The sequence below is a fragment of the Thermus sp. H19.2 genome (genome assembly GCF_054979525.1).
In genome coordinates, this window is record NZ_CM143429.1 from 906,193 (window position 1) to 932,177 (window position 25,985).

28 protein-coding genes and 3 tRNA genes are annotated in these 25,985 nt (G+C 66.9%); 24 read left to right on the forward strand and 7 right to left on the reverse strand.

The annotated features are described in order from the left end of the window. Positions 1 to 13: 13 nt before the first annotated feature. From ACY5J6_RS04915 to ACY5J6_RS04980, 14 genes are all read left to right on the forward strand, one after another. Positions 14 to 1,399, forward strand: coding sequence for a phosphohexomutase domain-containing protein (locus ACY5J6_RS04915; protein ID WP_462846256.1), 1,386 nt, complete (start codon positions 14 to 16; stop codon positions 1,397 to 1,399). A 105-nt stretch (positions 1,400 to 1,504) separates the two neighbouring features. Beyond that, positions 1,505 to 2,764, forward strand: a complete 1,260-nt coding sequence (locus tag ACY5J6_RS04920) for a nucleotide sugar dehydrogenase (protein ID WP_462846257.1) — start codon at positions 1,505 to 1,507, stop codon at positions 2,762 to 2,764. After that, positions 2,761 to 3,693 carry a Gfo/Idh/MocA family oxidoreductase gene (locus ACY5J6_RS04925; protein ID WP_462846258.1) on the forward strand — a complete coding sequence of 311 codons (933 nt, stop codon included), beginning with the start codon at positions 2,761 to 2,763 and terminating at the stop codon, positions 3,691 to 3,693. The genes ACY5J6_RS04920 and ACY5J6_RS04925 overlap by 4 nt, the downstream gene beginning before the upstream one ends. 3 nt (positions 3,694 to 3,696) lie before the next feature. Further along, positions 3,697 to 4,275 carry an acyltransferase gene (locus ACY5J6_RS04930; RefSeq protein ID WP_462846259.1) on the forward strand — a complete coding sequence of 193 codons (579 nt, stop codon included), beginning with the start codon at positions 3,697 to 3,699 and terminating at the stop codon, positions 4,273 to 4,275. Positions 4,276 to 4,278: 3 nt separating this feature from the next. Then, positions 4,279 to 6,204 (forward strand): asparagine synthase (glutamine-hydrolyzing), encoded by a 1,926-nt coding sequence (gene asnB, locus ACY5J6_RS04935; protein ID WP_462846260.1) that lies wholly within the window; start codon positions 4,279 to 4,281, stop codon positions 6,202 to 6,204. Continuing rightward, positions 6,197 to 7,393: a glycosyltransferase gene (locus ACY5J6_RS04940; protein WP_462846261.1), complete on the forward strand. Its 1,197-nt coding sequence runs from the start codon at positions 6,197 to 6,199 to the stop codon at positions 7,391 to 7,393. Before asnB ends, ACY5J6_RS04940 begins: the two co-directional genes overlap by 8 nt. Next, positions 7,374 to 8,474, forward strand: a complete 1,101-nt coding sequence (locus ACY5J6_RS04945; protein ID WP_462846262.1) for a DegT/DnrJ/EryC1/StrS family aminotransferase — start codon at positions 7,374 to 7,376, stop codon at positions 8,472 to 8,474. Before ACY5J6_RS04940 ends, ACY5J6_RS04945 begins: the two co-directional genes overlap by 20 nt. A gap of 137 nt (positions 8,475 to 8,611) precedes the next feature. After that, positions 8,612 to 9,736, forward strand: a complete 1,125-nt coding sequence (locus tag ACY5J6_RS04950) for a lipopolysaccharide biosynthesis protein (RefSeq protein ID WP_462846263.1) — start codon at positions 8,612 to 8,614, stop codon at positions 9,734 to 9,736. After that, the gene (gene wecB, locus ACY5J6_RS04955) at positions 9,733 to 10,818 is read left to right on the forward strand and encodes a non-hydrolyzing UDP-N-acetylglucosamine 2-epimerase (protein ID WP_462846264.1); all 1,086 of its coding nucleotides are present in this window, start codon (positions 9,733 to 9,735) and stop codon (positions 10,816 to 10,818) included. Before ACY5J6_RS04950 ends, wecB begins: the two co-directional genes overlap by 4 nt. Next, positions 10,818 to 11,942, forward strand: coding sequence for a glycosyltransferase family 4 protein (locus tag ACY5J6_RS04960; RefSeq protein WP_462846265.1), 1,125 nt, complete (start codon positions 10,818 to 10,820; stop codon positions 11,940 to 11,942). Before wecB ends, ACY5J6_RS04960 begins: the two co-directional genes overlap by 1 nt. A 12-nt stretch (positions 11,943 to 11,954) precedes the next feature. Then, positions 11,955 to 13,067, forward strand: coding sequence for a glycosyltransferase family 4 protein (locus ACY5J6_RS04965; RefSeq protein ID WP_462846266.1), 1,113 nt, complete (start codon positions 11,955 to 11,957; stop codon positions 13,065 to 13,067). Between the two features lie 4 nt (positions 13,068 to 13,071). After that, positions 13,072 to 14,301 (forward strand): sugar transferase, encoded by a 1,230-nt coding sequence (locus ACY5J6_RS04970; protein WP_462846267.1) that lies wholly within the window; start codon positions 13,072 to 13,074, stop codon positions 14,299 to 14,301. 188 nt (positions 14,302 to 14,489) lie between these two features. Beyond that, positions 14,490 to 15,661, forward strand: a protein-coding gene (locus tag ACY5J6_RS04975) for an IS3 family transposase (RefSeq protein ID WP_462844539.1) whose coding sequence is annotated in 2 segments (ribosomal slippage) — positions 14,490 to 14,745 and positions 14,745 to 15,661 — 1,173 coding nt in all. Because the reading frame shifts where the segments join, the coding sequence is not laid out codon by codon here. Between the two features lie 53 nt (positions 15,662 to 15,714). Beyond that, complete coding sequence (locus ACY5J6_RS04980; protein WP_462846269.1) at positions 15,715 to 16,269, forward strand: hypothetical protein; 555 nt, start codon at positions 15,715 to 15,717, stop codon at positions 16,267 to 16,269. Positions 16,270 to 16,315: 46 nt separating this feature from the next. On the opposite strand, the gene ACY5J6_RS04985 is transcribed toward ACY5J6_RS04980, so the two are convergent. From ACY5J6_RS04985 to ACY5J6_RS05005, 5 genes are read right to left on the reverse strand one after another with little or no spacing between them, the layout of a single operon-like run. Next, on the reverse strand, positions 16,316 to 16,540 hold the full coding sequence (locus ACY5J6_RS04985) for a hypothetical protein (RefSeq protein WP_462846270.1): 225 nt from the start codon (positions 16,538 to 16,540) through the stop codon (positions 16,316 to 16,318). Further along, positions 16,540 to 17,763, reverse strand: coding sequence for a vWA domain-containing protein (locus ACY5J6_RS04990; protein WP_462846271.1), 1,224 nt, complete (start codon positions 17,761 to 17,763; stop codon positions 16,540 to 16,542). Before ACY5J6_RS04990 ends, ACY5J6_RS04985 begins: the two co-directional genes overlap by 1 nt. Continuing rightward, positions 17,760 to 18,146, reverse strand: a complete 387-nt coding sequence (locus ACY5J6_RS04995; protein WP_462846272.1) for an HI0074 family nucleotidyltransferase substrate-binding subunit — start codon at positions 18,144 to 18,146, stop codon at positions 17,760 to 17,762. Before ACY5J6_RS04995 ends, ACY5J6_RS04990 begins: the two co-directional genes overlap by 4 nt. Beyond that, on the reverse strand, positions 18,131 to 18,433 hold the full coding sequence (locus ACY5J6_RS05000) for a nucleotidyltransferase family protein (RefSeq protein WP_462846273.1): 303 nt from the start codon (positions 18,431 to 18,433) through the stop codon (positions 18,131 to 18,133). The genes ACY5J6_RS04995 and ACY5J6_RS05000 overlap by 16 nt, the downstream gene beginning before the upstream one ends. Then, a complete protein-coding gene (locus ACY5J6_RS05005) occupies positions 18,423 to 19,817 on the reverse strand; it encodes a sigma 54-interacting transcriptional regulator (RefSeq protein ID WP_462846274.1) in 1,395 nt (464 codons plus the stop codon). Before ACY5J6_RS05005 ends, ACY5J6_RS05000 begins: the two co-directional genes overlap by 11 nt. Positions 19,818 to 19,883: 66 nt before the next feature. On the opposite strand from ACY5J6_RS05005, the gene ACY5J6_RS05010 reads away from it, so the two are divergent. The 6 genes from ACY5J6_RS05010 to ACY5J6_RS05035 all read left to right on the forward strand — a co-directional run bounded on the left by ACY5J6_RS05010 (position 19,884) and on the right by ACY5J6_RS05035 (position 24,156). After that, the gene (locus ACY5J6_RS05010; RefSeq protein ID WP_462846275.1) at positions 19,884 to 20,075 is read left to right on the forward strand and encodes a HEPN domain-containing protein; all 192 of its coding nucleotides are present in this window, start codon (positions 19,884 to 19,886) and stop codon (positions 20,073 to 20,075) included. Beyond that, on the forward strand, positions 20,072 to 20,440 hold the full coding sequence (locus tag ACY5J6_RS05015) for a nucleotidyltransferase domain-containing protein (protein WP_462846276.1): 369 nt from the start codon (positions 20,072 to 20,074) through the stop codon (positions 20,438 to 20,440). The genes ACY5J6_RS05010 and ACY5J6_RS05015 overlap by 4 nt, the downstream gene beginning before the upstream one ends. A 10-nt stretch (positions 20,441 to 20,450) precedes the next feature. After that, positions 20,451 to 21,017 carry an ATP-dependent protease subunit HslV gene (gene hslV, locus ACY5J6_RS05020; RefSeq protein ID WP_462846277.1) on the forward strand — a complete coding sequence of 189 codons (567 nt, stop codon included), beginning with the start codon at positions 20,451 to 20,453 and terminating at the stop codon, positions 21,015 to 21,017. Beyond that, entirely contained in the window at positions 21,014 to 22,264 is a 1,251-nt protein-coding gene (locus ACY5J6_RS05025) for an ATP-dependent protease ATPase subunit HslU (RefSeq protein WP_462846278.1), read from the forward strand. The genes hslV and ACY5J6_RS05025 overlap by 4 nt, the downstream gene beginning before the upstream one ends. A 9-nt stretch (positions 22,265 to 22,273) precedes the next feature. Continuing rightward, on the forward strand, positions 22,274 to 23,338 hold the full coding sequence (locus ACY5J6_RS05030; protein ID WP_462846279.1) for a tetratricopeptide repeat protein: 1,065 nt from the start codon (positions 22,274 to 22,276) through the stop codon (positions 23,336 to 23,338). An 80-nt stretch (positions 23,339 to 23,418) separates the two neighbouring features. Beyond that, entirely contained in the window at positions 23,419 to 24,156 is a 738-nt protein-coding gene (locus tag ACY5J6_RS05035) for a formate dehydrogenase accessory sulfurtransferase FdhD (RefSeq protein WP_462846280.1), read from the forward strand. Here the strand turns inward: ACY5J6_RS05035 and tatA are convergent. Continuing rightward, a complete protein-coding gene (gene tatA / locus ACY5J6_RS05040; protein WP_448569877.1) occupies positions 24,146 to 24,310 on the reverse strand; it encodes a twin-arginine translocase TatA/TatE family subunit in 165 nt (54 codons plus the stop codon). The two genes, ACY5J6_RS05035 and tatA, sit on opposite strands and share 11 nt — an antisense overlap. A 71-nt stretch (positions 24,311 to 24,381) precedes the next feature. Between tatA and ACY5J6_RS05045 the strand changes: the two genes are divergently transcribed. The 4 genes from ACY5J6_RS05045 to mscL all read left to right on the forward strand — a co-directional run bounded on the left by ACY5J6_RS05045 (position 24,382) and on the right by mscL (position 25,078). Further along, a tRNA-Pro gene (locus ACY5J6_RS05045) sits at positions 24,382 to 24,458 on the forward strand. A gap of 1 nt (position 24,459) precedes the next feature. Next, positions 24,460 to 24,535 (forward strand) — tRNA-Gly (locus tag ACY5J6_RS05050). 34 nt (positions 24,536 to 24,569) lie between these two features. Next, positions 24,570 to 24,645: transfer RNA gene (locus ACY5J6_RS05055), tRNA-Arg, on the forward strand. A 58-nt stretch (positions 24,646 to 24,703) separates the two neighbouring features. Then, positions 24,704 to 25,078, forward strand: a complete 375-nt coding sequence (gene mscL, locus ACY5J6_RS05060; protein ID WP_462846281.1) for a large conductance mechanosensitive channel protein MscL — start codon at positions 24,704 to 24,706, stop codon at positions 25,076 to 25,078. On the opposite strand, the gene ACY5J6_RS05065 is transcribed toward mscL, so the two are convergent. After that, positions 25,062 to 25,883 (reverse strand): hypothetical protein, encoded by an 822-nt coding sequence (locus tag ACY5J6_RS05065; RefSeq protein ID WP_462846282.1) that lies wholly within the window; start codon positions 25,881 to 25,883, stop codon positions 25,062 to 25,064. The genes mscL and ACY5J6_RS05065 overlap by 17 nt on opposite strands. Positions 25,884 to 25,985 lie beyond the last annotated feature (102 nt).

The following is a 25,985-nucleotide window of genomic DNA, read 5'->3' on the forward strand; positions in this document are numbered from 1 at the left end:
CACTCCTTCCCTGATGAGGGGGCCCATCCGCTTCGGCACCGAGGGCTTTCGCGGCGTGGTCGCCCGGGACTTCACCTTCGCCACCCTCCACCGCCTGGCCGAGGCCTACGGCCGCCACCTCCTGGATAGGGGCGGGGGTCCCAAGGCGGCCCCGCCGACCGTGGTGGTGGGGCACGACCCCCGCTTCCTTGCGGACGCCTTCGCCCGGGCCCTCGCCGCTCATCTCGCGGGGATGGGCCTGAAGGTGGTCCTCCTCCAGGGCCCCGTCCCCACCCCCCTCCTCTCCTTCGCCGTGCGCCACCTGAAGGCGGCGGGCGGGGCCATGCTCACCGCAAGCCACAACCCGCCCCAGTACCTCGGGGTGAAGTTCAAGGACGCCACCGGGGGGCCCATCGCGCAAGAAGAGGCCAAGGCCATTGAAGCCCTGGTCCCCGAGGAGGCGGAGGCCAGGGAAGGGACTTACGAGGTCTTGGACCTGAAGGAGGCCTACTTTGAGGCCCTGAAGGCCCACCTGGACCTGGAAGCCCTCGCCCGCTTTCCCGGAGTCCTCTACCACGACGGCATGGGCGGGGCGGGGGCGGGCTTCCTCAAGAGCTTCCTCCGCCACGTGGGCCTGGAGATCCCCGTGAGGCCCCTCCGGGAGGAGCCCCACCCCCTCTTCCACGGGGTAAACCCCGAGCCCATCCCCAAGAACCTGGGGGTGACCCTGGCGGTCATGGGCCCCGAAACCCCTCCCAGCTTCGCCGTGGCCACGGACGGGGACCGGGTGGGGGTGGTCCTCCCCGGCGGGGTCTTCTTCAACCCCCACCAGGTCCTCACCACCCTGGCCCTCTACCGCTTCCGGAAGGGCTTTAGGGGCCGAGCGGTGAAGAACTTCGCCGTGACCTGGCTTTTGGACCGCCTCGGGGAGAAGCTCGGCTTCGGGGTCACCACCACCCCCGTGGGCTTCAAGTGGATCAAGGAGGAGTTCCTTAAAGGGGACTGCTTCATCGGCGGGGAGGAGTCCGGGGGCGTGGGCTACCCCGAGCACCTCCCCGAGCGGGACGGGATCCTGACAAGCCTCCTCCTCCTGGAGAGCGTGGCCGCCACGGGGAAGGACCTTTCGGAGCAGTTCAGGGAGGTGGAGGCCCTCGCGGGCCTCGCCCACACCTACGACCGCCTGGACCTCCCCCTGAAGGCCCCCCTGGACCTCACCCCCCTCAAGGAGCCCCGCCCCCTCGCCGGCCTCACCCCCAAGGGGGTGGACACCCTGGACGGGGTAAAGTGGCTCTACGAGGAGGCTTGGGTCCTCTTCCGGGCTTCGGGCACGGAGCCCGTGGCGCGGGTCTACGTGGAGGCCACGAGCCCCGAGCTCGTGCGGGCGCTTTTGGAGGAGGTTAGGGAGCTTTTGAAGGCGTGATGCCTGTCTGGGGTCAAAGGGAGGTTGACGATGTTCAAAACCACCGATAGAAACTTGGAAACCCTAAAAGCCAAAATCGCCACCCGTGCCGCTACCATCGGAGTGGTGGGCTTGGGTTACGTGGGCCTCCCCTTTGCGGTGGAGAAGGCCAAGGTGGGGTTCCGGGTGCTAGGAATAGAGCAAAACCCCCACCGGGCCGAGCGGGTGAACCGGGGGGAGAGCTACATCGCCGATGTCTCCACCGAGGCCCTCGAGGAGGTAGTGGGAAAGGGCCTTCTCAGGGCGGAAACGGGCTTCGAGCGGGTGGCGGAGATGGACGTGATCGTCATCGCCGTGCCCACCCCCCTTACCCGGAACCTGACCCCGGACCTCCAGTACGTGGAGCGGGTAACTCGGGAGATCGCCCAGAGGCTCCGCCCAGGCCAGCTTATTAGCCTCGAGTCCACCACCTACCCCGGCACCACCGAGGAGGTCATGCTCCCCATCTTGGAGGAAAGCGGGCTCAAGGTGGAGGAGGACTTCTTCCTGGTCCACTCTCCCGAACGGGTGGACCCGGGCAACAAGCGGTACACCACCAAGAACACCACCAAGGTGGTGGGCGGGGTGGGCCCCCGCTCCTTGGAGGCCGGGGTCTTTTTCTACAGCCAGACCATCGAAAAGGTGGTGCCCGTTTCCAGCGCCAAGGCCGCCGAGCTGGTGAAGGTCTTTGAGAACACCTTCCGGGCGGTGAACATCGCCCTGGTCAACGAGCTGGCCATGCTCTGCGACCGCATGGGCCTGAACGTGTGGGAGGTCCTGGATGCCGCCTTCACCAAGCCCTTCGGCATCATGCCCTTCTACCCCGGCCCCGGCGTGGGGGGGCACTGCATCCCCATAGATCCCCACTACCTGGAGTGGAAGGCCAAGGAGTACAACTTCAACACCCACTTCATCGCCTTGGCGGGGGAGATCAACCGTAAGATGCCCGAGTTCACCGTGGAAAAGGCCCTTCGGGTCTTGGCGGAAGCGGGGGTCCCGGTGAAAGGGGCCAAGGTCCTGGTCCTGGGGGTGGCCTACAAGAAGGACATCCCCGACTATCGGGAAAGCCCGGCCATCGAGGTCATCCGCGGGCTCAAGCGGCTCGGGGCGGAGGTGGAGTACCACGACCCCCACGTGCCCCGCTTCTCCGAGGGGGATCTCGCCATGGAAAGCGTGCCCCTAACCGAGGAAAGGCTTCGGGCAAAGGACCTGGTCCTTATCGCTACCGATCACTCGGCCTTCGACTACCCGGCCATCGTGGCCCAGGCCCGAAGGATCGTGGACACCCGAGGGGCCACCCGGCACTTGCCCACGGAGCTCACGGAAGGGAAGGTGGTGCTCCTATGACCCGCTTCGCCCTCACCGGACTCGCGGGCTACATTGCTCCCCGCCACCTCAAGGCCATCAAGGAGGTGGGCGGGATTCTGGTGGCGGGCCTGGACCCGGCCACCAACGTGGGGCTCGTGGACAGCTTCTTCCCCGAGGCCGAGTTCTTCACCGAGCCCGAGGCTTTTGAGGCTTACCTGGAAGACCTTCGCGACCGAGGGGAAGGGATCGACTACCTTTCCATCGCCAGCCCCAACCACCTCCATTACCCCCAGATCCGCATGGCCCTCCGCCTGGGAGCGAACGCCCTCTCGGAGAAGCCCCTGGTCCTCTGGCCCGAGGAGGTGGACCGCCTCGCCGAGTGGGAGGCCCGCGCGGGAAAGCGGGTGTACACCGTGCTCCAGCTCAGGGTCCACCCGGCCCTTCAAGGCCTAAGGGAGCGCCTTGCCCAGGAGAGGGGCATGAGGGACGTGGTCCTCACCTACGTCACCGGGCGGGGGAAGTGGTACGGGGCGAGCTGGAAGGCGGACGAGCGGAAGAGCGGGGGGCTCGCCACCAACATCGGCATCCACTTCTTTGACCTCCTCGCCTGGTTCTTCGGGAAGGCCCACCGGGTGGAGGTGCACGCGCGTACCCCCACGGTGAACGCCGGGTACCTGGAGCTGGAGGGGGCCCGGGTGCGCTGGTTCCTCTCCATAGACCCTTCCTTCGTGCCCGAGCCCCTGCGCCGCCAGGGGAGGCGTACCTACCGCTCCATCGCCGTGGACGGGGAGGAGGTGGAGTTTTCCGAGGGGTTCAGCGACCTTCACACCGAGGTCTACCGGAAGACCTTGGCCGGGGAAGGGTTCGGCCTGGACGAGGCGAGGGAGGCCATCCGGGTGGCGGCCCTCCTGCGCATCTTGCCCTTAAGCCAGCCTTCGCCGGAAGGGCGCCATCCTTTCCTGGGGTGAAGCATGGACTATTTCAAGCACGAGAGCGCCTACGTGGACGAAGGGGCCAAGGTGGGTAAGGGGACCCGCATATGGCACTTTTGCCACATCATGGCGGGGGCGGAGATCGGGGAAAACTGCACCTTGGGCCAAAACGTCTTCGTGGCCAAAGGGGCGCGCGTCGGCCATGGGGTCAAGATTCAGAACAACGTTTCCGTGTACGAGGGCGTGATCCTGGAAGACGATGTCTTCGTAGGCCCCTCGGCCGTCTTCACCAACGTGCGCAACCCCCGTTCTCCCTTTCCCCGGAACCGCCCCGAGGATTTCCTGCTCACCTTGGTCAAACGGGGGGCCACCATCGGGGCCAACGCCACCATCGTCTGCGGGGTCACCTTGGGGGAGTGGTGCTTCGTGGCTGCAGGGGCGGTGGTCACCAAGGACGTGCCCGCCTACGCCCTGGTGGCCGGGGTCCCCGCCCGTAGGGTCGGCTGGGTGTGCGAGTGCGGGGAAAGACTGGTGTTTGTAGGCGAGGAGGCCATCTGCGGGGCCTGCGGCAGGCGTTACCGCCAGGTGGCGCCTGAGCGGGTAGAAAGGGTGGGGTAGCCCGTGTGCGGCATCGCAGGCCTTGTTCTCCGCACCCCTGACCCCAGGGGGGTGGAGGTCCTGGAGTCCCTCTCTCGCGCCCTCGTCCACAGGGGACCCGACGACCGGGGGTATCTCCTCTGGGGCGTGGAGGGGCTTTTGGCCTCGAGGGATCCGGTCCCCGTGGAGGGCTTCCGCCTGGGGCTCGCCCATCGGCGCCTGTCCATACTGGACCTCTCGGAGGCGGGGTGGCAACCCATGTCCTCCCCGGACGGGCGCCTCTACGTGGTCTACAACGGGGAGGTCTACAACTTCCTGGAGCTTCGCGAGGCCCTCGAGGCGAGGGGCCACGCCTTCCGAAGCGCCTCGGACACCGAGGTCCTCCTCGCCGCCTGGCGGGAGTGGGGCGAGGGGAGCCTAACGCGCCTCGTGGGCATGTTCGCCTTCGCCCTCTTGGACGCGGAGGAGGGGGTCCTCTACTTGGCGCGGGACTTCTTCGGCATCAAGCCCCTTTACTACGCCTTCCTTCCCGGAGGCCTCGCCTTCGCCTCGGAGATCCCCCCTCTCCTCTCCCTCCCAGGGGTGAGGAGGCGCGTGGACCCCGAGAGGCTCTACGCCTACCTCCGCTTCGGCCTCACCGACCACGGCGGGGAGACCCTTTTCGCCGAGGTGCGCCAGGTGCCCCCCGGCCACTACCTACGGGTGCCCCTGGGAGCGCCGGGGGAGGCGGAGCTCGTCCGCTACTGGCACCTCGTCCCGGAGGGAGGGGAGAACCTGAGCTTTAAGGAGGCGGCCCAGAGGCTCAGGGAACTCTTCTTGGAGAGCGTGCGCCTGCACCTGAGGAGCGACGTGCCCCTGGGGTTTGCCCTTTCCGGGGGAATAGACTCCTCGGCCATCGTGTGCGCCGCCCGCCACCTGGAGCCCCACCTGGAACTCCACGCCTTCAGCTTCGTGGCCGAGGACGAGGCGGTTTCTGAGGAGCGGTACGTGGACCAGGTGGCGGAGGCCTGCGGCGCGCGGGTCCACAAGGTGCGCGTTTCGCCCGAGGAGCTCGCGCGGGATCTGGACTCCCTGGTCCGCATTCAGGGGGAGCCCTTCGGCAGCACCAGCATCTATGCCCAGCACCGCGTTTTCCGGAGGGCGAGGGAGGAGGGCATCAAGGTCATGCTGGACGGCCAGGGGGCCGACGAGCTGTTGGCGGGCTACGTGAGCTACGGGGCCGCCCGGGTGGCCTCCCTCCTGGCCTCGGGGAGGCCCTTCGAGGCCCTCTCCTTCCTTCTTTGGCTCTCCCGGCTACCCGGCAGGGAAGGAACCTGGAAGCGCGTCCTGGGGAGGCTTCTTCCCCCTGTCCTCCAGCCCCTCGCCCGCCGCCTGGGCGGGGAGGCCCTTCTTCCCCCCTGGCTCAACGCTCCCTGGTTCGCCGAGAGGGGCGTGGCGCCGAGGCCGCCCTCCCGCCTCCTGGGCTCCCGTGGGGACCACCTCCGCCAGGAACTCCTGGAGGCCCTCACCGGGACGAGCCTCCCCATGCTCCTCCGGTACGAGGACCGAAACTCCATGGCCCACTCCATAGAGAGCCGGGTGCCCTTTCTCACCCCCGCCCTCGCCCGCTTCGTCCTCGGCTTGCCCGAGGCGTACATCCTGGCCCCCGACGGCACCAGCAAGGCCGTGTTCCGGGAAGCCATGCGGGGCCTGGTTCCCGAGGGGGTGCTCGCGAGGAAGGACAAGATCGGCTTTGCCACGCCCGAACTCCGCTGGCTTAGGGCCCTCGGCCCCTGGGTGGAGGGCCTGCTCCGGGGAGAGGCCCTGAGGTCCATCCCCGCCCTCCGCCCGGAGGAGGTGCTTAAGGAGTGGCGGGAGGTGGCCGAGGGGCGAAAGCGCTTTGACTTCCGGGTGTGGCGGTGGGTCAACCTGGTGGCCTGGACCGAGGCCTTCGGGGTGCTCTATGACTGAGAAGAAAGGATATGCCAAAAAGCGCCTTTTGGTGCTCTCCCTTTCCGACCTTTCCCGGGATGCCCGGGTTCAACGCCATCTTCGCTACCTGTCGGAGGAGTACGAGGTGGTGGCTTGCGGCTACAACGCGAGCGGCCTTCCGGGGGTCCGCACCCTCACCCTGCCCCATCCCCGCCAGGTGAGGGGACGTACCTTCTGGCGTGCGGTTAGGCTTGGGCTCCTCCTCACCCGGGCCTACGGTTGGGCCGATAGCCTCTGGCCTACCTTTCGGCAAGCTTTGCGGGTTTGCGGGGAGGAGCGCTACGATGCGGTGTGGGCCAACGATGTGGACACCCTCCCCGTGGCGTACCGCCTTGCCCAGAAGTGGGGGGCACCCATCCTCCTGGATGCCCACGAGTACGCTCCCCGCGAGTTTGAAGATTGGTTCCTGTGGAGGGTATTCTACCAGGGGTACAAAACCTACCTGTGCCGCAAATTTCTCCCCGGAATCCGCTTGATGACCACGGTGTCGCCGGGGATCGCTCGGGCCTACAGGGAGGCCTTTGGCCTCGCTTTCCCGATCCACGTTCTCCTGAACACCCCTCCCTATCAGGACTTGCCCGCGCGCCCCGCTTCCCCAGACGGCAGGATCCGCCTCGTCCACCACGGGGGGGCTATCCCCTCCCGTAAGCTGGAGGGGATGATCCAGGCGCTCCGCTTTCTGGACCACCGCTTCACCCTGGACTTTTACCTGGTGGACGCCCATCCTGAATACCTGGAGCTTCTCAAGCGCTTGGCCGCAGGCGATCCGAGGATCACTTTTCACCCGCCCGCGCCTCCGTCCGACGTAGTGGGGACCCTGAACGGCTACGATGTGGGGGTTTACCTGCTGCCTCCTACAAGCTTAAACAGCGCCCTAGCCCTTCCCAACAAGCTCTTCGAGTTCATCCAGGCCAGGCTAGCGGTGGCCATTGGGCCTTCCCCGGAGATGTCCAAGGTGGTGGCGGAGTGGGGTGTCGGGGTGGTGGCGGATGGCTTCGAGCCAGAGGCCTTCGCCCGGGCTCTGAGGGAGCTCACCCCCGAGAGGGTGAACGAGATGAAGAGGAGGAGCCACATAGCGGCTAAGGAGCTATGCGCCGACACCCAGTATGCCCGGCTCCTGCCCCTGATCGAGGAGGTCTTGGAGGACCATGCCCCTACCCGTCTATGATCCCCTGCCCGAGGTGGAGTTCCTCTGGCCTGAGCTGGAAGAGGCCTTCCGCCGGGTGATGCGCTCGGGGCAGTACATCCTGGGCCCCGAGGTGGAGGCCTTTGAGCGGGAGGCGGCGGCCTACCTGGGGGTGAAGCACGCTATCGGGGTGAACTCCGGAACAGATGCCCTGGTCATCGCCCTCCGCGCCCTGGGCGTGGGCCCGGGGGACGAGGTGATCACCACCCCCTTCACCTTCTTCGCCACCGCCGAGGCCATCAGCCTGGTGGGGGCCACCCCGGTCTTCGTGGACATAGACCCGAGGACCTTTAACATCAATCCCGAGCTAATAGAGCCCGCCCTCACCCCCCGGACCAAGGCCATCCTCCCCGTGCACCTTTACGGTTTCCCCGCCGAGATGGACCCGATCCTCGAGATCGCCCGCTCCCACGGCCTCAAGGTGCTGGAGGACTGCGCCCAGGCCTTCGGGGCCACCTACGAGGGCAGGAAGGTGGGCACCCTGGGGGACGCCGGAGCCTTCTCCTTCTTCCCCACCAAGAACCTGGGCGGCTACGGGGACGGTGGGCTCATCGCCACGAACAGCGATGAGGTGGCCGACCTTGCCCGTATGCTCCGGGCCCACGGCTCGCGGAAGAAGTACCACAACGAAACGATTGGTTACAACTCCAGGCTGGATGCCCTGCAAGCGGCTTTCCTTCGGGTGAAGCTCAAATATGTGGACACCTTCAACGCCCGCCGCCGGGAGGTGGCCGCCCGCTACCACCAACTTCTTCAGGGGACCCCGGGCCTGGTCCTGCCTCCCCTGGTGGAGGGCCACGTGTTCCACCAGTACACCGTGCGCGTCCTGGAGGGGCGGGACCGGGTAGCCGAGGCGTTGGCGAGGGAAGGGGTGGGGACCATGGTCTACTACCCCGTTCCCTTGCACAGGCTATCGGTTTATGCGCACATGGGAGCGGCCTTGCCCGAGGCGGAGCGGGCGGCGCGGGAGGTGCTTTCCCTGCCCATAGGGCCCTTCTTAAACGAGAAGGGAATTGCGGCAACTGCGAACGCCTTTCGGAGGGCATTCTGGAGGACGCACTAGTGGCCCCTATTTGGAAACGGATGCTCCGAAGCGACTTTTTTCAGAGCGTGGCCAAAGTAGCCGGGGGAACAGCTTTGGCCCAAGCAATAGGAGTCTTGGCCTCTCCCATTATTGCTCGCCTATACACCCCTGAGGATATGAGTCTCTGGGCGCTTTTCCTGAGCTTCGTTGGCGTAGCCTCGGTGGTGACCACTCTGCGCTATGAGGTGGCAGTAGTTGCGGCTCGGTCAGAAGGGGAAGCCCGATCCCTGGCTGTGGGCAGCCTGGTGGTTTCTGGGGGACTTTCTGTTCTTGCTGTAGGAGTTTTTGAGTTCTTAAGGCAGAAGGACATTTTCGGGTACGGCCTTTTTCATCCCTGGACTTCTTTGCTGGTAGGCCTTGCCTTAGTAGCCACCAGTTGGGCTATGATCCTTCACCATTTTGTTATGCGTTTGGGATTTTTCCATATCATAGGGCGGTTTACTGTCTTTCAAGCCCTCTGGCGAACAGCGGCTCAGATGGGGCTATCCTTTTTGGGCCCGGCGGGTCTCGTGTTCGGCGAGGTAGTGGGCCGATGGGCAGGTCTAGGAAGCCTTTGGAGAGTCTTTGCACAGAGTATCGTCTCGTGGCGGATTGCCTGGAGCCCCCTTTGGGACTACAGGAGATACCCATTTGTTCAATTGCCCTCTAGTGTTCTGGATACTATGGCCTTAATGGCGCCTGTACCCGTTTTTACCGCTGTTTTCGGCGCGACGGCAGGTGGAGGGCTTGCCCTGGCCCAGAGAGTGGTCGGACTCCCTATAGCCCTAATTGGTGGATCCGTGGCAGACGTGTTTTACAGTAGGGCAGCGGAGTTCTTGCGTACGCATCCAAGGGGCTTGTTAGCCTTTTTTCTGACCACTTCTTGGCGGATGCTAGCTCTTGGGGTTGCTCTTGGGTTCGCCATGTGGGCTATAGGACCGTGGATTGCGGTGAAGGTCTTCGGACCCCGGTGGGAGGAAGCGGGTTTGATGCTCCGGGCCATGGCTCCCTGGATGGCCGCCCAGATGGCGGTAAGCCCTGTCAGTCGGGTGGTGTTTCTCTCCCCTTACTCTTGGCCCAAACTCGTCTACGATTTTGCCTCTCTTTTGGCCGTTGGCTTGCCCTTGTGGTGGAAAGCCAACTCCGCTGTCCATGCCTTGTTTCTTATAGCTTGGGTGCAAGTCGCTCTCTATGTCCTCTACTTTCTAGTTCTTCTCGTTATTGTGAAAGAGCTGAGCTATCATCACGGAGAAAAGCGATGAAAGTGGTGAGTGTTGTCGGAGCCCGCCCCCAGTTCGTCAAGGTGGCCGTGGTTTCCCGCGCCCTCAGGGAGGCCGGGCTTTCGGAGGTACTGGTCCACACGGGGCAGCACTACGACCCTGGGCTGTCCGAGGTCTTCTTCCGGGAGCTGGACATCCCTCCCCCCGACTACCACCTGGGCATCGGCGGGGGCACCCACGGAGAGAACACGGGGCGCATGATGGAGGCCATAGAGCGGGTACTCCTGGAGGAGCGCCCCGACTGGGTCCTGGTCTATGGGGACACGGACAGCACCCTGGCGGGGGCCATCGCAGCGGCGAAGCTCCACATCCCCCTGGCCCACGTGGAGGCGGGCCTCCGCTCCTTCAACCGAAGGATGCCCGAGGAGATCAACCGGGTTCTCACGGACCATGCCTCGGACCTCCTCTTCGCTCCCTCCGAAACCGCCGTGAGGAACCTCTTGCGGGAAGGGATCGAGGAGAGCAGGATCAAGCTCGTGGGGGATGTCATGTACGACGCCGCCCTCCACTACGGGGCCAAGGCGGAGCGGGAAAGCCGCATCCTGGAGAGGCTTGGCCTCAAGCCCAAGGAGTACCTCCTGGCCACGGTCCACCGGGCGGAGAACACGGACGACCCAGAGAGGCTTGGGGCGATCCTCGAGGCCCTCGCCCTCCTGCACGGGGAAATCCCCGTGGTCTTTCCCGTCCACCCCAGGACGCAGAAGCGGGCCCACACCTTTGGGCTCGAGCGCTTTTTCAAGGAGGTCCTGGCCCTAGACCCGGTGGGCTACCTGGACATGCTGATGCTGGAGAAGAACGCCCGCCTTGTCGCCACAGACTCGGGAGGGGTGCAGAAGGAGGCGTTTTTCTTCCGGGTGCCGTGCGCTGTCCTTCGCGAAGAGACGGAGTGGCCGGAGCTGGTGGAGCTGGGCTGGTGCACGCTGGTGCCGCCCCAGGACAAGGAGGCGGTCAGGTACGTACTGACGACGATCCAGGGTACAGTAGGAAGAGAAGGGACCCCTTATGGGGAAGGAAGGGCTGGGACCGCCGTTGCGTTTTACCTTTTGCATCAGGAGGTACCTTGATGGAGGCCAACTCTCTGGGCCGAAGAGTGGCCTACCTTGCCCTGCAGGCCACCCGCGAGGGGCAGGCCTCTCACGCCCACGTCCACGAGATCCTCGCTGGCTTGCGCTCGCGGGGCTGGCGGGTGGAGCTCTACGAACCCGGTTACGCCAACAGGGAGGATGAACCGGGGGTCCTCGCCCGGGCCCTGGAGTTTGCGAAAACCCAGCTTAGGCTCTGGCGTTCGGGAAGACCCGACCTGCTCTACGTACGCCACCACTTCGCCGCCTGGCCCTCGGCGCTTTGGGCTAGGCTCAACCGGATCCCCGTCGTTCAGGAGGTCAACGGCCCTTACGAAGACCTCTTCGTGGCCTGGCCCTGGACGGCCAAGCTCAAAAGGCTTTTCGTGTTCCTCTTGCGCACGCAGATCCGCTGGGCGGACCTCGTCATCGCCGTTACCTCCGGCCTGGCCGACTGGGCCCTAAGGGAAGGGGCAAGGTGGGCGGAAGTTGTGCCCAACGGGGCCAACACCACCCTTTTTCGGCCGGATGCTCCCCTCGATGGGGGCATAGATCTTCCCGATGACTACGTGCTGTTTTTCGGCGCTTTGGCTCCCTGGCAGGGAATAGACACCGTGCTCTCGGCCGTCGAGATGCCCTCTTGGCCCAGAGAGGTGGCGTTGGTGATCGTTGGGGACGGCGCGGAAAGGCCCAAGGTGGAAGAGGCGGCGCGGGCGCGCCGTCCGAGGGTGGTCTACTTGGGCAAGCGACCCTACCGGGCGATGCCGGGGATCGTCGCCCGCAGTTTGGCGGTTCTTTCCGTTAAAGAAAGCACTACTACAAAGCTTGCCGACGTCGGTGTCTTTCCCCTCAAGCTCTTCGAGGCCATGGCCTGCGGGGTTCCGGTGGTGGTGAGCGACCTCCCGGGCATGGCCCCCCTGGTCCGGGAGGGCGGTTTTGGTCGGATCGTCCCTCCTGGGGACGCCCGGGCGGTGGCCGAGGCGGTGGGGTGGCTCTTCCACCAAGCGGAGGAGCGGCGGCGGATGGGGATGCGGGGTAGGGAGCTGGTGGAGAAGGCGCACTCTTGGGATCACCGGGCCGCCGAAACCCACCGTCTTCTCCTCCGCCTCTTGGAAGGGAAGGGCTAAAGGGCGGCACCCATGCGCCTCCTCCACCTCATCACCCGCGCTGAGCCTGGTGGGGCCCAGGTGCACGTCCTGGAGCTCCTACGGGCTTTTAGGGACCAGGCCGAGGTCCACCTCGGGGTGGGGGAGGACCGGGACGGGTTTCTCATTGAGGAGGCGAGGAAGCTTGGGGTGGAGGTTCACCTCCTCAAGGGGCTGGTCCAGCCCATACGCCCCCACCGGGACCTCCCCGCCCTTTGGGAGATCGGGGCCCTCCTCAAGCGCCTCCGGCCTCACCTCGTCCACGCCCACTCCTCCAAGGCCGGGTTCCTCGGGCGGCTTGCGGCGAGGGCCTTGGGCGTGAAGAGCGTCTACACCGCCCACGGCTGGGCCTTCACCGAAGGGGTTCCGGAAGGTCGGAGGAGGCTCGCCCTCGCCATGGAGCGCCTGACCGGAAGGCTTGGGGACCGGGTGATCGTCGTGTCCCACTACGACCGGGGCCTCGCCCTCCGCCACCGGGTGGTCCCTCCGGAAAAGCTAAAGGTCGTCTGGAACGGCGTGCCGGACACCCCCCTGAGGGCCCACCCCGAGGCCCACCCCCCAAGGCTCGTCATGGTGGCCCGCTTCGCCCCCCAGAAGGACCACGCTCTCCTCCTCCGGGCCCTCGCGGGCCTGAAGGAGCTTCCCTGGACCTTGGACCTGGTGGGGGAGGGTCCCCTCCTTCCCCAGGCCAAGGCCCTGGCCGAGGCCCTCGGGCTTGCGGAGCGGGCGCGCTTCCTCGGGGCGAGGCGGGACGTGGCGGAGATTTTAGCGGGGGCCCAGGCCTTCGCCCTCGCCACGAACTGGGAAGGCCTTCCCCTTTCCGTGCTGGAGGCCATGCGGGCCGGGCTTCCCGTGGTGGCCACGGACGTGGGCGGGGTGGGGGAGGCGGTGGTGGAGGGGAAGACGGGGTTTCTGGTGGGCCGGGGGGACGAGGCGGGGTTTCGGGGGAGGCTCGCGCAACTCCTCCAAAGCCCAAGGCTCAGGGCCTCCCTGGGGGAGGCGGGGCGGAGGCGGTACGAGGAGGCCTTCACCCTGGAGAGGATGCTCCGGGAGACCTGGAGGGTCTACGAGGATGTGTTGGTACGAGGGGGCTCTCCGGTAGCATAACTCCATGGAGGTTTTAGAAGTCACTCTCCCCGCTCACCCCTCCCTGGGTAAGGCCCGTTCCCCCTGGCCCCTTTTCCTCGCTCCCTTACCCGCCCTCCTCGCCCTCCTTCTCCTCTTCCCCCTCCTGCCAAGGGGAGGGGAGACGTGGCTCCTCCTCGCCCTCACCGCCGCGGCTCACCTTTTCGCCTTTCTCCTGACGGAGAGGATGGCCCGCTACCACGGGCAGGAAGCCCTGAGCCTCGCAGCCTTCAACCTCCTACTCTTCACCCTCTTCCTCCTGGCGGTTCTCGCCATGGGGAGGCTCTACTACTCCAGGAGCTACCTCCTCCTCGCTACCCTCTTCGCCTTTCTCTTTCTCCTCCTCTACCTCAAGAGAACCCCGCCCCTGAGGCTTGCCCTCCTCCGAGGAGGGGTCTCGGAGAGGCTCGTTGGGCTCTTCCCCCACCGGGCCTTCCCCCTTGGGAGCCTGGACAGGGTGGAAGGGGTGGTGGTGGACCCAAGGCAGGTGACCCCACAGGCCCTGCCTCTGCTCGTGCGGGCGGCCCTCGAGGGACTCCCCGTCCTACATGCGGGGAAGGTGTATGAGGTCCTCACGGGACGGGTACTGCTGGAGGAGTCCGAGGGCGTTTTGGCCGTGGCGGAGATGGACCCTGGCCTGTACCGCCACCTGAAGCGGCCCCTGGAGGTCCTTTTCATCCTCCTCCTCTCTCCTCTATTCGTGCTCATGGAGTCCTTTATAGCCCTTGCCGTCTACCTGGAACTGGGGAGGCCTGTGCTTTTCGCCCAGGAGCGGGTGGGGCTCGGGGGAAAGCCCTTCAAGGCCTACAAGTTCCGCACCATGCGGGGGCAACCTCGGGAGGGCGCTTACGCCGGGGAGGAAGAGGGGCGGATCACCCCCTTGGGCCGATTTCTTCGCCGCTACCGCTTGGACGAGCTTCCCCAGCTCTTTAACGTCCTCAAGGGGGAGATGAGCCTCGTGGGCCCCCGGCCCGAGCAACGGGTCTTGGCCGAGGCCTACGCCCGGGAGATCCCCCTTTACGCCCTCAGACACACGGTGCGCCCCGGCCTCACGGGGTGGGCCCAGGTGCACCAGGGCTACGCCGAGGGGAAGGAGGAGACCCTGATGAAGCTTTCCTACGACCTCTACTACATCAAGCACCTCTCTTTCTTTCTGGACCTCCGGATCCTCCTTCGCACGGTCTGGGTGGTCCTCTCGGGCTTCCGGGCGAAGTAGGAGGGATAGGGAATGGCGCCTCAAGAACTCACTCTTTTGGACCTCTTCGTCCATTTGCGGCGGAGCTTGCGCGGGCTCGTTCTAGCAGCGCTTGGAGCGGGGCTTTTGGTCTACGGGGTGAAGTGCTGCCCCAAATTTGGACCACCCCAAGAGAGAGGCTAAGGGGTGTAGTCTGAAGGGGTAGCGAGATGCGCAGGTGGTCAGCGAAGGAAAAGGTAAAAATTGTGTTGGAGGTCTTGTCGGGTCAAAGGACCGTGGCCGAAGCCTGCCGGGCTTATGGGGTGGCGGAGTCCCTCCTTTACCGCTGGCAACGAGAAGACAAGATAGCTTCGCTGACCATGGAGAACGCCCACGCCGCCTTCACCTCCGGCTGCGCGGAGCAGGAGGCCCGTATCCGCGAGCTGGAGCGCCTGGCGGGCCAGCTGGCCCTGGAGGTGGAGGTCCTAAAAAAAGCCTCGGGGCTCTACCGGCAAAGGAAAGGCGGGAGCTGGTGAAGGCCCTCAAGGTACGGGCTACGCCCGTGACCAAGGGAGCCTACCCCCTCCGCCTGCTTTCCCGGGTCCTCGGGGTGCCCCGGAGCACCCTCTACTACCGGCCCCAGGACCCCCCTCCCGAGGAGAGGGCCCTCCGGGAACGCCTGCGGGCCCTGGCGGAGGCCTGGCCCCGGTACGGCTACCGGCGCCTCACCGCCCTCCTGCGGGGGGAAGGTTTCCAGGTGGGAAAGAAGCGGGTGTGCTCCCTGATGCGGGAGGAGGGTCTGCTTCTTGCTCGGAAGCCTCCCCCTCCCAGGACCACCTCCCCAGGGGGCCTTCTCCCGGAAGGGGTGAAGAACCTCCTGCCGGGACTCGCGGTGACCCGCCCGCACCAGGTGTGGGTGGCGGACCTGAGCTACGTGGTCCTGGGGGAGGGGGTGGCCTACCTGGCGGTGGTGATGGACCTCCACACCCGGAAGGTGCTGGGGGTGGCCCTGGGGCCCAGGCTTTCCCAGGGGCTGACCCTGGGAGCGCTGGAGATGGCCTTGAGGGAGGGGTGTCCGGAGGTGCACCATTCGGACCGGGGGGTGCAGTACACCTCCAGGGCGTATGTGGAGCGGCTTTTGGGGCTAGGGGTGCGGCTCAGTTACGCGGGGACGGGGAGGCCTTGGGAGAACGGGCACGCGGAGCGGTTGATCCGGACGATCAAAGAGGAGTGGGTGGCGTTACGGGAGTATAGGACCTTGCAAGAGGCACGGACCTCGGTGGAGCGGTTTGTCTTCCAGGTGTACAACCGTAAGCGTCCTCACTCGGCCTTGGATTACATGACGCCCGAGGCCTTTTCGGAGAGCCTGTTGAAAGGGGGTGGGAGTCCTGACTTAAACTGACGGGTAAGGTGGTCCAAATTTAGGGCCGCAGTACACAGACCCTATCCTTTCGCGTGGCTGGGTCCACGCCAGAGGAGGCGCAGGATCGGGCGGCCTGGCTCCTTAAGGAGAGCCAGCGCTTCCTGCGGGAGAGGCTCTGGGAGGTGTACCGCGCCCTGGGCCAGGCTGAGCTCGCCAAGGCCAAGGAAAACCTAGAGACCCTGAGGAAGGGCCTCGAGGCCGCCCTCCCCAAGGTGTCCTCCGCCGGGAGTCCGGCCCTTGCCCCCTACCTCGAGGCCCAGGGGGTTTCCCCCCCGGTGGCCCGGGCCCAAGACCCCGCCGCCACCTACCTCGCCCTCAAGCGGGCCGAGCTTTGGTACCAGATGGCCCAGATCCAGGCCGAGGCGGACAGGCTAGAGCGGCTTTTGCGGGAGGATGGGGCCCCGGAGCGCTTCCTGGCCGTGAGCGTGCTTCTGCCCCCCACCCTTTCCGAAACGCCCCTCTCCCCAAGGCCCTTGGCCTACGGGGCGCTGGCCGCCCTCGGGGCTTTGCTCCTTGGGGTCCTTTGGGTCTTCCTGGCGGCCGTCCTCGTTTCGGAGGGCACAGGGGTCCACAAGTCGGGCACCTAGGTACCCCACCGCAGCGAAAGCCGTGGTGGGGTGCTTGAGAGAAGGGCTAGAGGTGGGCCGCTTCCTCCAGCCTCCTCTCCGCTTCCTCCATGTACCGGTCCCAAGGGATGAGGGCGTAGCCCCCTTCGCCCCGGGCGGCGTAGTAGGGGAGGTCCAGGGAGAGGGGCGTGCGCACCTCATGGTGTTCCCGCACCAGGGCGGGGAGGGGCCTGGGGAAAGCCTTGGGGCGCCTCAGGCGCTCCAGGAGAAGGGCGAGGCGCAAGGGGCCCATCAGTTCCTCCGCACCTTCTTGTTGAGGAAGTCCAGGAGGAGGTACCTGCCGATGTTCCTGGGGCTCGTGAGGTAGGCCTTGCCCCGGGTGATCTGGGAGAGCTTCTTCACGAAGGCCAAAAGCTCGGGCTCCCGGGCCAGCATGAAGGTGTGGATGGGGATGCCTTCCCGCCGGGCCAAGGTGGCCTCCTTCAGGGTCTCGGCGAGGATCAGGGGGTCCAGGCCCCAGGCGTTTTTGTAGATCTCCCCGCTCGGGAGGGTTAAGGCCGAGGGCTTGCCGTCGGTGATGAGGATGATCTGCTTCATCTCCCCGCCCATCTTCTTGAGGAGGGTGCGGGCGAGCTCCAGCCCCGCCTTGGTGTTGGTGTGGTAGGGGCCCACCTGGGCCAGGGGGAGCTTGGAGAGGGGGATCTCCTCGGCGGTGTCGTGGAAGAGGACGAAGCGCACCCGGTCCCCGGGGAACTGGGTGCGGATGAGGTGGGCGAGGGCGAGGGCCACCCGTTTCGCCGGGGTGAAGCGGTCCTCCCCGTAGAGGATCATGGAGTGGGAGCAGTCCAGGAGGACCACGGTGCTCATGCTGGCGGTGTACTCGGCGAGATCCATCACCAGGTCCTCGTGGGAGAGGTTTTCCAGCCCCTTGGCTGCGGCCTTCTTCAGGGTCTCGGGGACGTTCAGGTCCAAGGGGTCCCCCCACTCCCAGGGCTTGGTCTCCCCCGTCTTCTCCACCCCGGGGGCGTGGTGGGGGGTGGGGTGGAGGCCCGGGGGGTTGCGGCCCAGGGCGCCCAGGAGCTCCCGGAGGCTCTTCAGGCCCAGGAAGTCCGAGGCCTTCTCCGTGAGCTCCAAGCGGGCCTCCCCCGCCTCGCCCCGGTAGCCGCCTTGGGTGGGGTCCGTGGGGTCCTCCCCGGGAAGGCGCAGGTAGCCCGCCTCCTGGAGTTTGCGGATCATCCCCTGGATGGCCTGGTAGAGCCTCGTCTCCTCCTTGCGGTGGGCGAAGCGGGCCTCGCGGAGCCAGTCCTCGGGGACGAGCTCGTTCTTGAGGAGGGCCTGGAGGAGGGCGTCGTAGAGGTCCTCGAGGGTGGGGGCGCGCTCGGGGTCCGGGTCGTAGCGCTGGAAGGGGTCGGAAAACCCCGAGTCCAGGAGGAAGTCCTCCAGGAGGGAGAGGATCTCCTCGGGGGAAAGCTCCTCCAGGCCTCCCTCGTAGCGGCTGTAGCGGATGGCCTTCATCTTTGCAACCTCCTCAAGATCCTTTCCATGAGCCGGGCGTAGTCCGGAAGCCGCGAGAAGATGGCCCGGGCCAGGGCTTCGTTGTACGTGTGGACCGTGAGGTTGCGGTCGTCCACCATGCCGAGGGCCAGGCGGGCCTCCTCCTCCCCCAAAAGCCCCGCCTCCCGGGCCAGGCGGATGACCCCCTTGGGGCTTGCCCCCTCCAGCCCCTCCACCTCCCGGAGGTAGGCCTGAAGCGCCTTCCAGAAGGCCTCAAAGGTGTACTCAAAGCGCTGGATGGCGGCGTCCCGCTCAATGGGGCTCGGGTCCTGCAGGAAGGCGAGCTCCTTAAGGGTGGCGAGGGCCTTCTCCGCGACCTGGATCCGCTCTAGAACTCGGCCCATAGAACCCCTTCCCTAAGCACCCGCTCCCGGAAGGCGGGCTCGGCCTCGGCGAGGTCCACGAGGTCCACCCGCCGCACCACGGGGGCCTCCTCCAGGGCCTCCCGGAGGAGGGGCATGAGGGGGGCGAGGGGCGTGGGCGAGAGGAGGGCGAGGTCCAAATCAGAGGCCCGCCTACCCTCCCCCCGGGCGAAGGAGCCGAAGAGGAATAGCCTCGTCCCCGTGCCCTGGAGAAGGGGCGCCAGGGCCTTTAGAACCGCCTCCTTATCCCGCTCCAGGCTAGTTGCCATAGCTCCTCGGCCTCTCCGCCGCCTGGTAGCTGGCTTCGCCCCGGGAGAGCTTCCGCCTCCCCACCAGGCCCTCGAGGACGAACTCCCCGGCGGAAAGCAAAACCTCAGGGGCTTCCCCCTCGGCCAGGGCCCGGGCCGCCTCCAGAAGCCCCGGGACCCCGGCCATGGCCTCCAGGGCCCCCTCCAGGTCCCCTTCGGGGAGGGTGAGGAGGTTCCCCGCCTCAAAGTGGGCCACGATGGGCTCGGTCCTCAGGCGGTAACGGGGGAGGACCATGCCGAAGGCCCGCTGCACGATCTCCCGCGCCACCTTTTCCGCCCCCTGGAGCTCCCCCTCGTACTCCAATTCCAGCTTCCCGGTGATGGCGGGAAGCCCCTGGTAGAGGTCCAGGGGCCTCGCCACGGGCCTCCCCCCGTGGAGGAGGGCGCGGCGCTCGGCGCTCGCCGCCACCACCTCCAAAAGGCTGATGGCGAGGCGCTGGCTGACCCCCGCCGTCTGGTCCACGCGGCGGTCCTCCCGGGCGGCGAAGGCCACGGCCTCCACGGAAAGCCTCACCCACTCCGGGACCAGGACCCCTTCCGGCACGTAGGCCTCCTGGGTGCTGATCCGGGCCCCCTCCTCCAGGGAGCGGGGGTAGTGGGTGCGGATCTCGCTCCCGATCCGGTCCTTGAGGGGGGTGACGATCCGGCCCCTGGCGGTGTAGTCCTGGGGGTTGGCGGTGAAGACGAGCCAGACGTCCAGGGGAAGCCGGATGGGGTAGCCCCGGATCTGGACGTCCCCCTCCTCGAGGATGTTGAAAAGGGCCACCTGCACCTTGGGGGCGAGGTCGGCGAGCTCGTTCACGGCGAAGATCCCCCGGTTCGCCCGGGGCAGGAGGCCGTAGTGGATGCTCTCCAGGTCCGCCATCCCCGTGCCCCGCCGGGCCGCCTTGATGGGGTCCATGTCCCCCAGGAGGTCGGCCACGGTGGTGTCGGGGGTGGCGAGCTTTTCCACGTACCGCTCCTCCCGGGAAAGCCAGAGGATGGGGGCCTCGTCCCCGGCCTCCTCCAGAAGGCGCCTCCCCTCGGGGGAGATGGGGTGGAGGGGGTTGTCGCGAAGCTCCGTGGCGAGGGCGGGCACCTCCTCGTCCAGGAGGCTTGTGAGGCTACGGAGGATCCGGCTTTTCGCCTGCCCCCGGGTGCCGAGGAGGATGAAGTTCTGCTTGGCCAGGATGGCCTGGACCAGGGCGGGGATCACCGTGTCCTCATAGCCGTGGATGCCGGGGAAAAGCCTCTCCCCGCGCCTAAGCTTCTCCCTTAGGTTCTCCCTGGCCTCGTCCTTCACGGCGCGGCGGAGCTTCTCCAGGGGGTAGGTGCGCTTGAGTTCGCCTAGGGTCTTGGCCTTCACCCTTACCAGTCTAGGGGAAGGGGTGGGCGGGGTGTGTGCCGTGGGTCTCCGTGGGATAATGGGAGGGTGAACCGCGCGCGGGACTGGCTGGAGCAGGCAAGGCACAACCTCCGCCACGCCCAAGGGAGCTACATCCCCACCCGCTACCCCGACGCCCACCCGGCGGGCCCCGCCGCCCGGCACTACACCCGCCTCGAGGCCGAAGAGGCCCTGGACCTAGCCCAAAGGATCCTGGCCTTCGTGGAGGAAAAGCTTTGACCCGCATCTTCCGCTTTGACCCTAAGGCCCGCTTGAGGGAGGTGATGCGGGCCGCCCGCGCCTTGGGGGAGCGTCCCGAGGTCCTCGCCGTGGTCCTCTTCGGCTCCCTGGCCCGGGGGGAGGCCACCGCCTTCAGCGACGCCGACCTCCTCATCCTCCTCCGGGACACCCCTCTCCCCTTTCCCGAAAGGCTTGTGCGCTACCGCCCGGAAGGGGTGCGCCGGGTGGAGGTCTTCCCCTACACCTTGGCCGAGGCTAGGGAGGCCCTGAAGGAGGGGTTGGGCGTGGTCCCGGCCGCCCTCAGGGAAGGGCGGGTCCTCTTTGAGCGGGAGGGGGCCTGGGAGGCCCTCGGCCGCCTAGCCTAACGCCCCTCTCATGCCTAGGGGGTATCTTGGCGGCGTGGAGATTCACGGCACCACCATCCTCGCCGTCCGCAAGGACGGGGTCACCGCCCTCGCCGGCGACGGCCAGGTCACCTTCGGCCAGACCGTGCTCAAGCGGGGGGCGGTGAAGGTGCGGAAGCTGGAGGTGGGGGAAGGCGTCCTCGTGGGCTTCGCCGGGGGCGTGGCCGACGCCATGGCCCTCCTGGAGCGCTTTGAGGAGAGGCTCAAGGAGGCCAAGGGTAACCTCCTCAAAGGAGCGGTGGAGACGGCCAAGCTCTGGCGCACCGACCGGGTCCTCCGCCACCTCCAGGCCATGATCGTGGCCGCGGACCGGGAGAGCATGGTCCTCCTCTCGGGAAGCGGGGAGGTGATCGCCCCGGAGGAGCCCCTTTTGGCAGTGGGCAGCGGCGGCCCCTACGCCCTCGCCGCCGCCAAGGCCCTTTACCGGCACACGGGGCTTTCCGCCAAGGAGATCGCCACGGAGGCCCTAAGGATCGCCTCCGAGGTGGACCTCTACACCTCGGGCCAGGTGACCGTCCTCACCCTGGGGGAAGCATGAACCTGACGCCCGCCGAGATCGTCCGGGAGCTCTCCAAGCACATCGTGGGCCAGGAGGCGGCCAAGCGCGCGGTGGCCGTGGCCCTGAGGAACCGCTACCGCCGCAAGAAGCTTCCTCCGGAGATCGCCCGGGAGGTCACCCCCAAGAACATCCTCATGATCGGGCCCACGGGGGTGGGGAAGACGGAGATCGCGAGGCGCCTGGCCCGCCTCGCCGGGGCGCCTTTCGTGAAGGTGGAGGCCACCAAGTTCACCGAGGTGGGCTACGTGGGCCGGGACGTGGACGCCATCGTTCGGGACCTGGCGGAGGCCAGCTACCAGCTGGTGCTGGAGGAGATGAAGAAGAAGGTGGAGGAGAAGGCCTTGGCCTTTGCCGAGGAGGAGCTCGCCACCCTGCTTCGGGCCTCGCCCGCCGAGGTGCGCTCCGGTCGCCTGGACGCCCTTTCCGTGGAGGTCCAGGTGGAGGAGGAGGTTTCCCTGCCCTTCATGGGGGTCTTGGGAGGGGAGGGCTTCGGGGGGATGGGGGAGATGCTGAAAGGCCTCCTCCCCAAGCGGCCGGTGCGCAAGCGGATGACGGTGAAGGAGGCCCGGGAGGTCCTCAAGAACCAGCACGCCGAGCGCCTCATCGACAAGGAGGAGCTTAAGGAGGAGGCGAGGCGCCGCGCCCAGGAGGAAGGCATTGTCTTCATCGACGAGATCGACAAGGTGGCCCGGAAGGAGGGCACGGTGGGGCCGGACGTCTCCGGGGAGGGGGTGCAGCGGGACCTGCTTCCCATCGTGGAGGGCACGGTGGTCTCCACGAGGATCGGCCCCATCTCCACGGAGCACGTCCTCTTCATCGCCGCCGGGGCCTTCCACGTGGCCAAGCCCTCGGACCTGATCCCCGAGCTCCAGGGGCGGTTTCCCATAAGGGTGGAGCTTTCCCCCTTGGGCCCCGAGGAGTTCTACCGCATCCTCAAGGAGCCGGAGAACTCCCTCATCCGCCAGTACACGGAGCTTTTAAAGGCGGACGGCACCGAGCTCGTCTTTGAGGACGAGGCCCTTTGGGCCATCGCGCAGGCGGCCCACCGGGCCAACCAGGAGCTGGAGGACATCGGGGCCAGGCGGCTGGCCACGGTGCTGGAGCGGGTGCTGGAGGAGGTGAGCTTCCAGACCGACCTGGGACGGGTGGAGATCACCCGGGCCTACGTGGAGAAGCGGCTAGAGGAGGTCTTCGCCTCCCCGGACTTGACGAGGTTTGTCCTGTAGGAGGGAAAGATGCGCTGGTTGCTTGTCGCCTTCGGTTTGCTTGGGGTTTCCGGCTGGGCCCAGACCCCCCCGCCCCCGGCGGGGCAGGTGCAGCAGGACCCCCTGAAGATGGGGGTGCAGCTTTACGCCCTCGGGCGGTACGAGGCGGCCCTGGCCCTGTTTGAGCGGGCGGCCAAGGAAAACCCCGCCAACCCCGACGCCCTTTACTGGCTGGCCCGGGCCCAGCTGAAGATGGGCCTTTTCAACCCCGCCTTGGAGAACGCCAGGGGATTGGTGGCCAAAAACCCCCGCTACATCGGGGGGTACATGGTCCTCTCCGAGGCCTACGTGGCCCTCTACCGGGCCTCGGAGGACCGGGAGAAGGCCCGGGGCTACCTGGAGCAGGCCCTTTCGGTGCTCCGGGACGCGGAGAAGGTCAACCCCCGCTATTCCGCCCTCTTCGCCCAGCGGGGCCTGGTCTACGCCCTCCTGGGGCAGCCGGAAAAAGCGGAGGAGGCCTTTAAGAAGGCCCTGGCCCTGGAGGAAAGCCCCGGGGTGCGGGCCGCCCTGGCCGAGCTCTACCTCTCCATGGGCCGCCTGGACGAGGCCCTGGCCCAGTACGCCAAGGCCCTGGAGCAGGCCCCCAAGGACCCGGACCTCAGGGTGCGCTACGCCTCGGCCCTCCTCCTGAAAGGGAAGGCGGAGGAGGCGGCGAAGGTCCTGGAGGAGGGCCATCGGCTGAAGCCCTTGGACGCCGAGGGCTGGTACACCCTGGGCCAGGCCTACCTCGCCCTGGGGCGGACCAAGGAGGCGGGGGTGGCCCTGGAAAACGCCATCGCCCTCGCTCCCTTGCGCTTCCCCGCCGCCTACTACTACCTGGGGCAGGTCTACCTGGCCCTCGGGGACTACCCGAGGGCGAAAAGCCGCCTCACGGTGGCGGTGCGCCTCGAGCCCAAGCGGGCGGAGTACCGCTACGGGCTCTGCCTGGCCAACGAGAAGCTGGGGGACAAAGAAGGGGCCCGCTACCAGTGCCAGGAGGCCCTGAAGCTCAAGCCGGGCTACAAGGAGGCGGAGGAGGTTCTGAAGCGGCTTTAACCCCCACGCCGGGCCTGGGGGAGCAAGGTGGAGGCGCTTACCGTGTTTCCCGCTCCCTTTGGGCTAGGGTGAAGGTACCCATGTGGCGCTTTGAGCGGGGTACCTTCACCCCGGAGGACTTCCCCCTCCCCGAGGAGGGAAGCCTCCTGCTCGTGGTGAACGGTAGGCCCTGGACGGTCCTGGCCTACACCCCCGGGGAGGAGGTGTATTTGGCGGTGGGCCACCTCTTCCTGAGCGGGGTTCTGCGGGGCCTGGAGGGGGTACAGCTCAGGGTAGGGGAGGGGATGGTCCTTCTGGACCTTCCCTACGAGCCCGAGAAGGCCCTGGGGGTGCGGGACAGCGGCTGCGCCGCCGGCCTCCGTCACGGGGAGCCCAGGCTTTCCCCCCTTCCTCCCGTTGCCCTGGACCCTGCCCTTCCCCTCCGGCTTCTGGCCACCTTACAGGCGGAGGCCCGGGCCTACCGGAGGAGCCGGGGCATCCACGGGGCTGCCCTTTTTGACCTGGAGGGGCGGCTTCTTTACCTGAACGAGGACATCGGGCGGCACAACGCCGTGGACCGGTTGGCGGGGTACATGCTTTTGGAGGGGGTGAGGCCGCCGGTGCTTTTGGCCAGCACGGGGCGGGCGAGCCGGGAGATGGTGGCCAAGGCCATTGGGATGGGGGCGGTGCTTTTGGCGACCCGGACGGGGGCCACGGCCCAGGCGGTGGCCCTGGCCCAGGCGTACGGCCTGGCCCTGGCGGCCTACGTGCGCCCCACGGGCTACCGCCTCTACGCCCACGGGGGGATGCCCGTGCCCCAGGGGGCCTTCAGGCCTTAGGCTCTTCCTTCTTCTCCTCGCCCTCCTGCAGGCCCTTCTTGAACTCCCGCGCCGACTGGCCGATGCCCCGGGCCAGCTCGGGAAGCTTCTTGGCGCCGAAGAGGAGGAGGATGACCAGAAGGATGAGGACGATCTCCAGGGGTCCTAAGCGCATGGGGCCATGATAGCACGCCTTGACCCTCCTAGGGTGAGGTGCTATCGTGGCCTCTGGGTGGCCACGGCCTCCGGGGCGTAGCGCAGGCCGGTAGCGCACCTGCTTTGGGAGCAGGGGGTCGCCCGTTCAAATCGGGCCGCCCCGACCACGCGGGAGTAGCTCAGTTGGTAGAGCATCGGCCTTCCAAGCCGAGGGTCGCGGGTTCGAGTCCCGTCTCCCGCTCCAAAGGGCCGGGGCTTATGCCCCGGCTCCCTTGCTTGGGCCCGTAGCTCAGAGGACAGAGCAGCCGCCTTCTAAGCGGTCGGTCGGGGGTTCGAATCCCTCCGGGCCCGCCAGTTTTTGCAACGGCCCTTGATCGTTCTGGGCGGACCGGGTTCCTTCGCGGAGGTCTTTATGGGGAAGGGTTTGAAGGATTTCCTGATGCGGGGAAATGTGGTGGATCTGGCGGTAGCCGTGATCGTCGGCACGGCCTTCGGCCAGGTGATGAACAGCCTGGTGGCGGACGTGATCACCCCTCTCATTGGTGCCCTGGGTGGGGCGCCGGACTTCTCGGGCATTAAGCTTGGGCCCGTCGCTCTGGGCAAGTTTTTGAACGCCCTGCTCAACTTCCTCATCGTGGGTACGGCCGTTTACTTCCTGGTGGTGGTGCCCATGCAGCGGGCGCAAAAGCGCTTCCAGAAGCCAGCCCAGGAAACCCCTCCCCCGGAGCCCCCTGAGGAGGTCAGGCTCCTTCGGGAGATTTTGGAAGAGCTCAAGAGGAAGGCCTGAGCCGGTTCCAGAGGAAAAGGGTCAGGTACCCTAGGCCGAGCTCCGGCCTGGGGTCGTGGGTTACGGAGAGGGCGAAGGCGTGAAAGAGGAGGCTTTCCAAGGCGTGGCGGGGGCTCCTGGGGAGAAGGGCCTTCAGGGCGGGGCCCTGCCGCAAGGCGAGGAGGGCGAGGTAGGGAAGGTAGGGCCAGGGCCCGGTGCCAAGGCCCAAGGCGGAGATCCCGAGGCTCAGGAAGGCCAGGGCCCGGGCCGGGGGAAGGGGGTCTAGGCCCAAGGGTTTGAGCTCGTTCCACGGGAGCTCTTCCTCCCCCGGCCAAGGCTCCCGAAAGAGAAGAAGCCGCTTGCCCTCGTGGCCGCCCAAGTAGAGGCGGGGGTCCGGGGCCACCCCTAAGGGGAAGAGGAGGGCGGGGTTTTCCCGGAGGCCTTGGAAGAGGAAGGGGTCCAAGGGAAGGCCGTCCACCAAGAACCAGGTGTGGGGCCTTCCCGAGAGGAGGAAGCCCAGGGCCCTTTCCACCCGGTGCCCCCGGTGGGCGAGGATGCCGGGCCAAGCCTCAGGGGGTTCTGGGAGGAGGGCTTCCCGCCAAGGAGGGCTGGCCTCGAGGGGCACGGTGCGGAGCCGGAAACGGACCTCCAAGGCCTCTCCTTCCTTCAGAGCGAAGCGGGCGAGGAGGTTCCCGCGGGCCTCGAGGGCCTCCAGGGGCTTGTGGGAAAGGGAGACCTCCCCCACCTCCTGCCCCGGGAGGGTCTGGGGCAGGGGGAGGGTGAACTCCCTGCCCTGGGGGGTGTGGAAGCGCAGGGCCCAGGTCACGCCCTTAGGCTACCTGGCCGGGTTTCTCCTTGACAGGAGGCGCCTGCAGGTCATAGCATTCCTATATGCGCATTTGCGCATACACGCTTTAAGGAGCAGGAG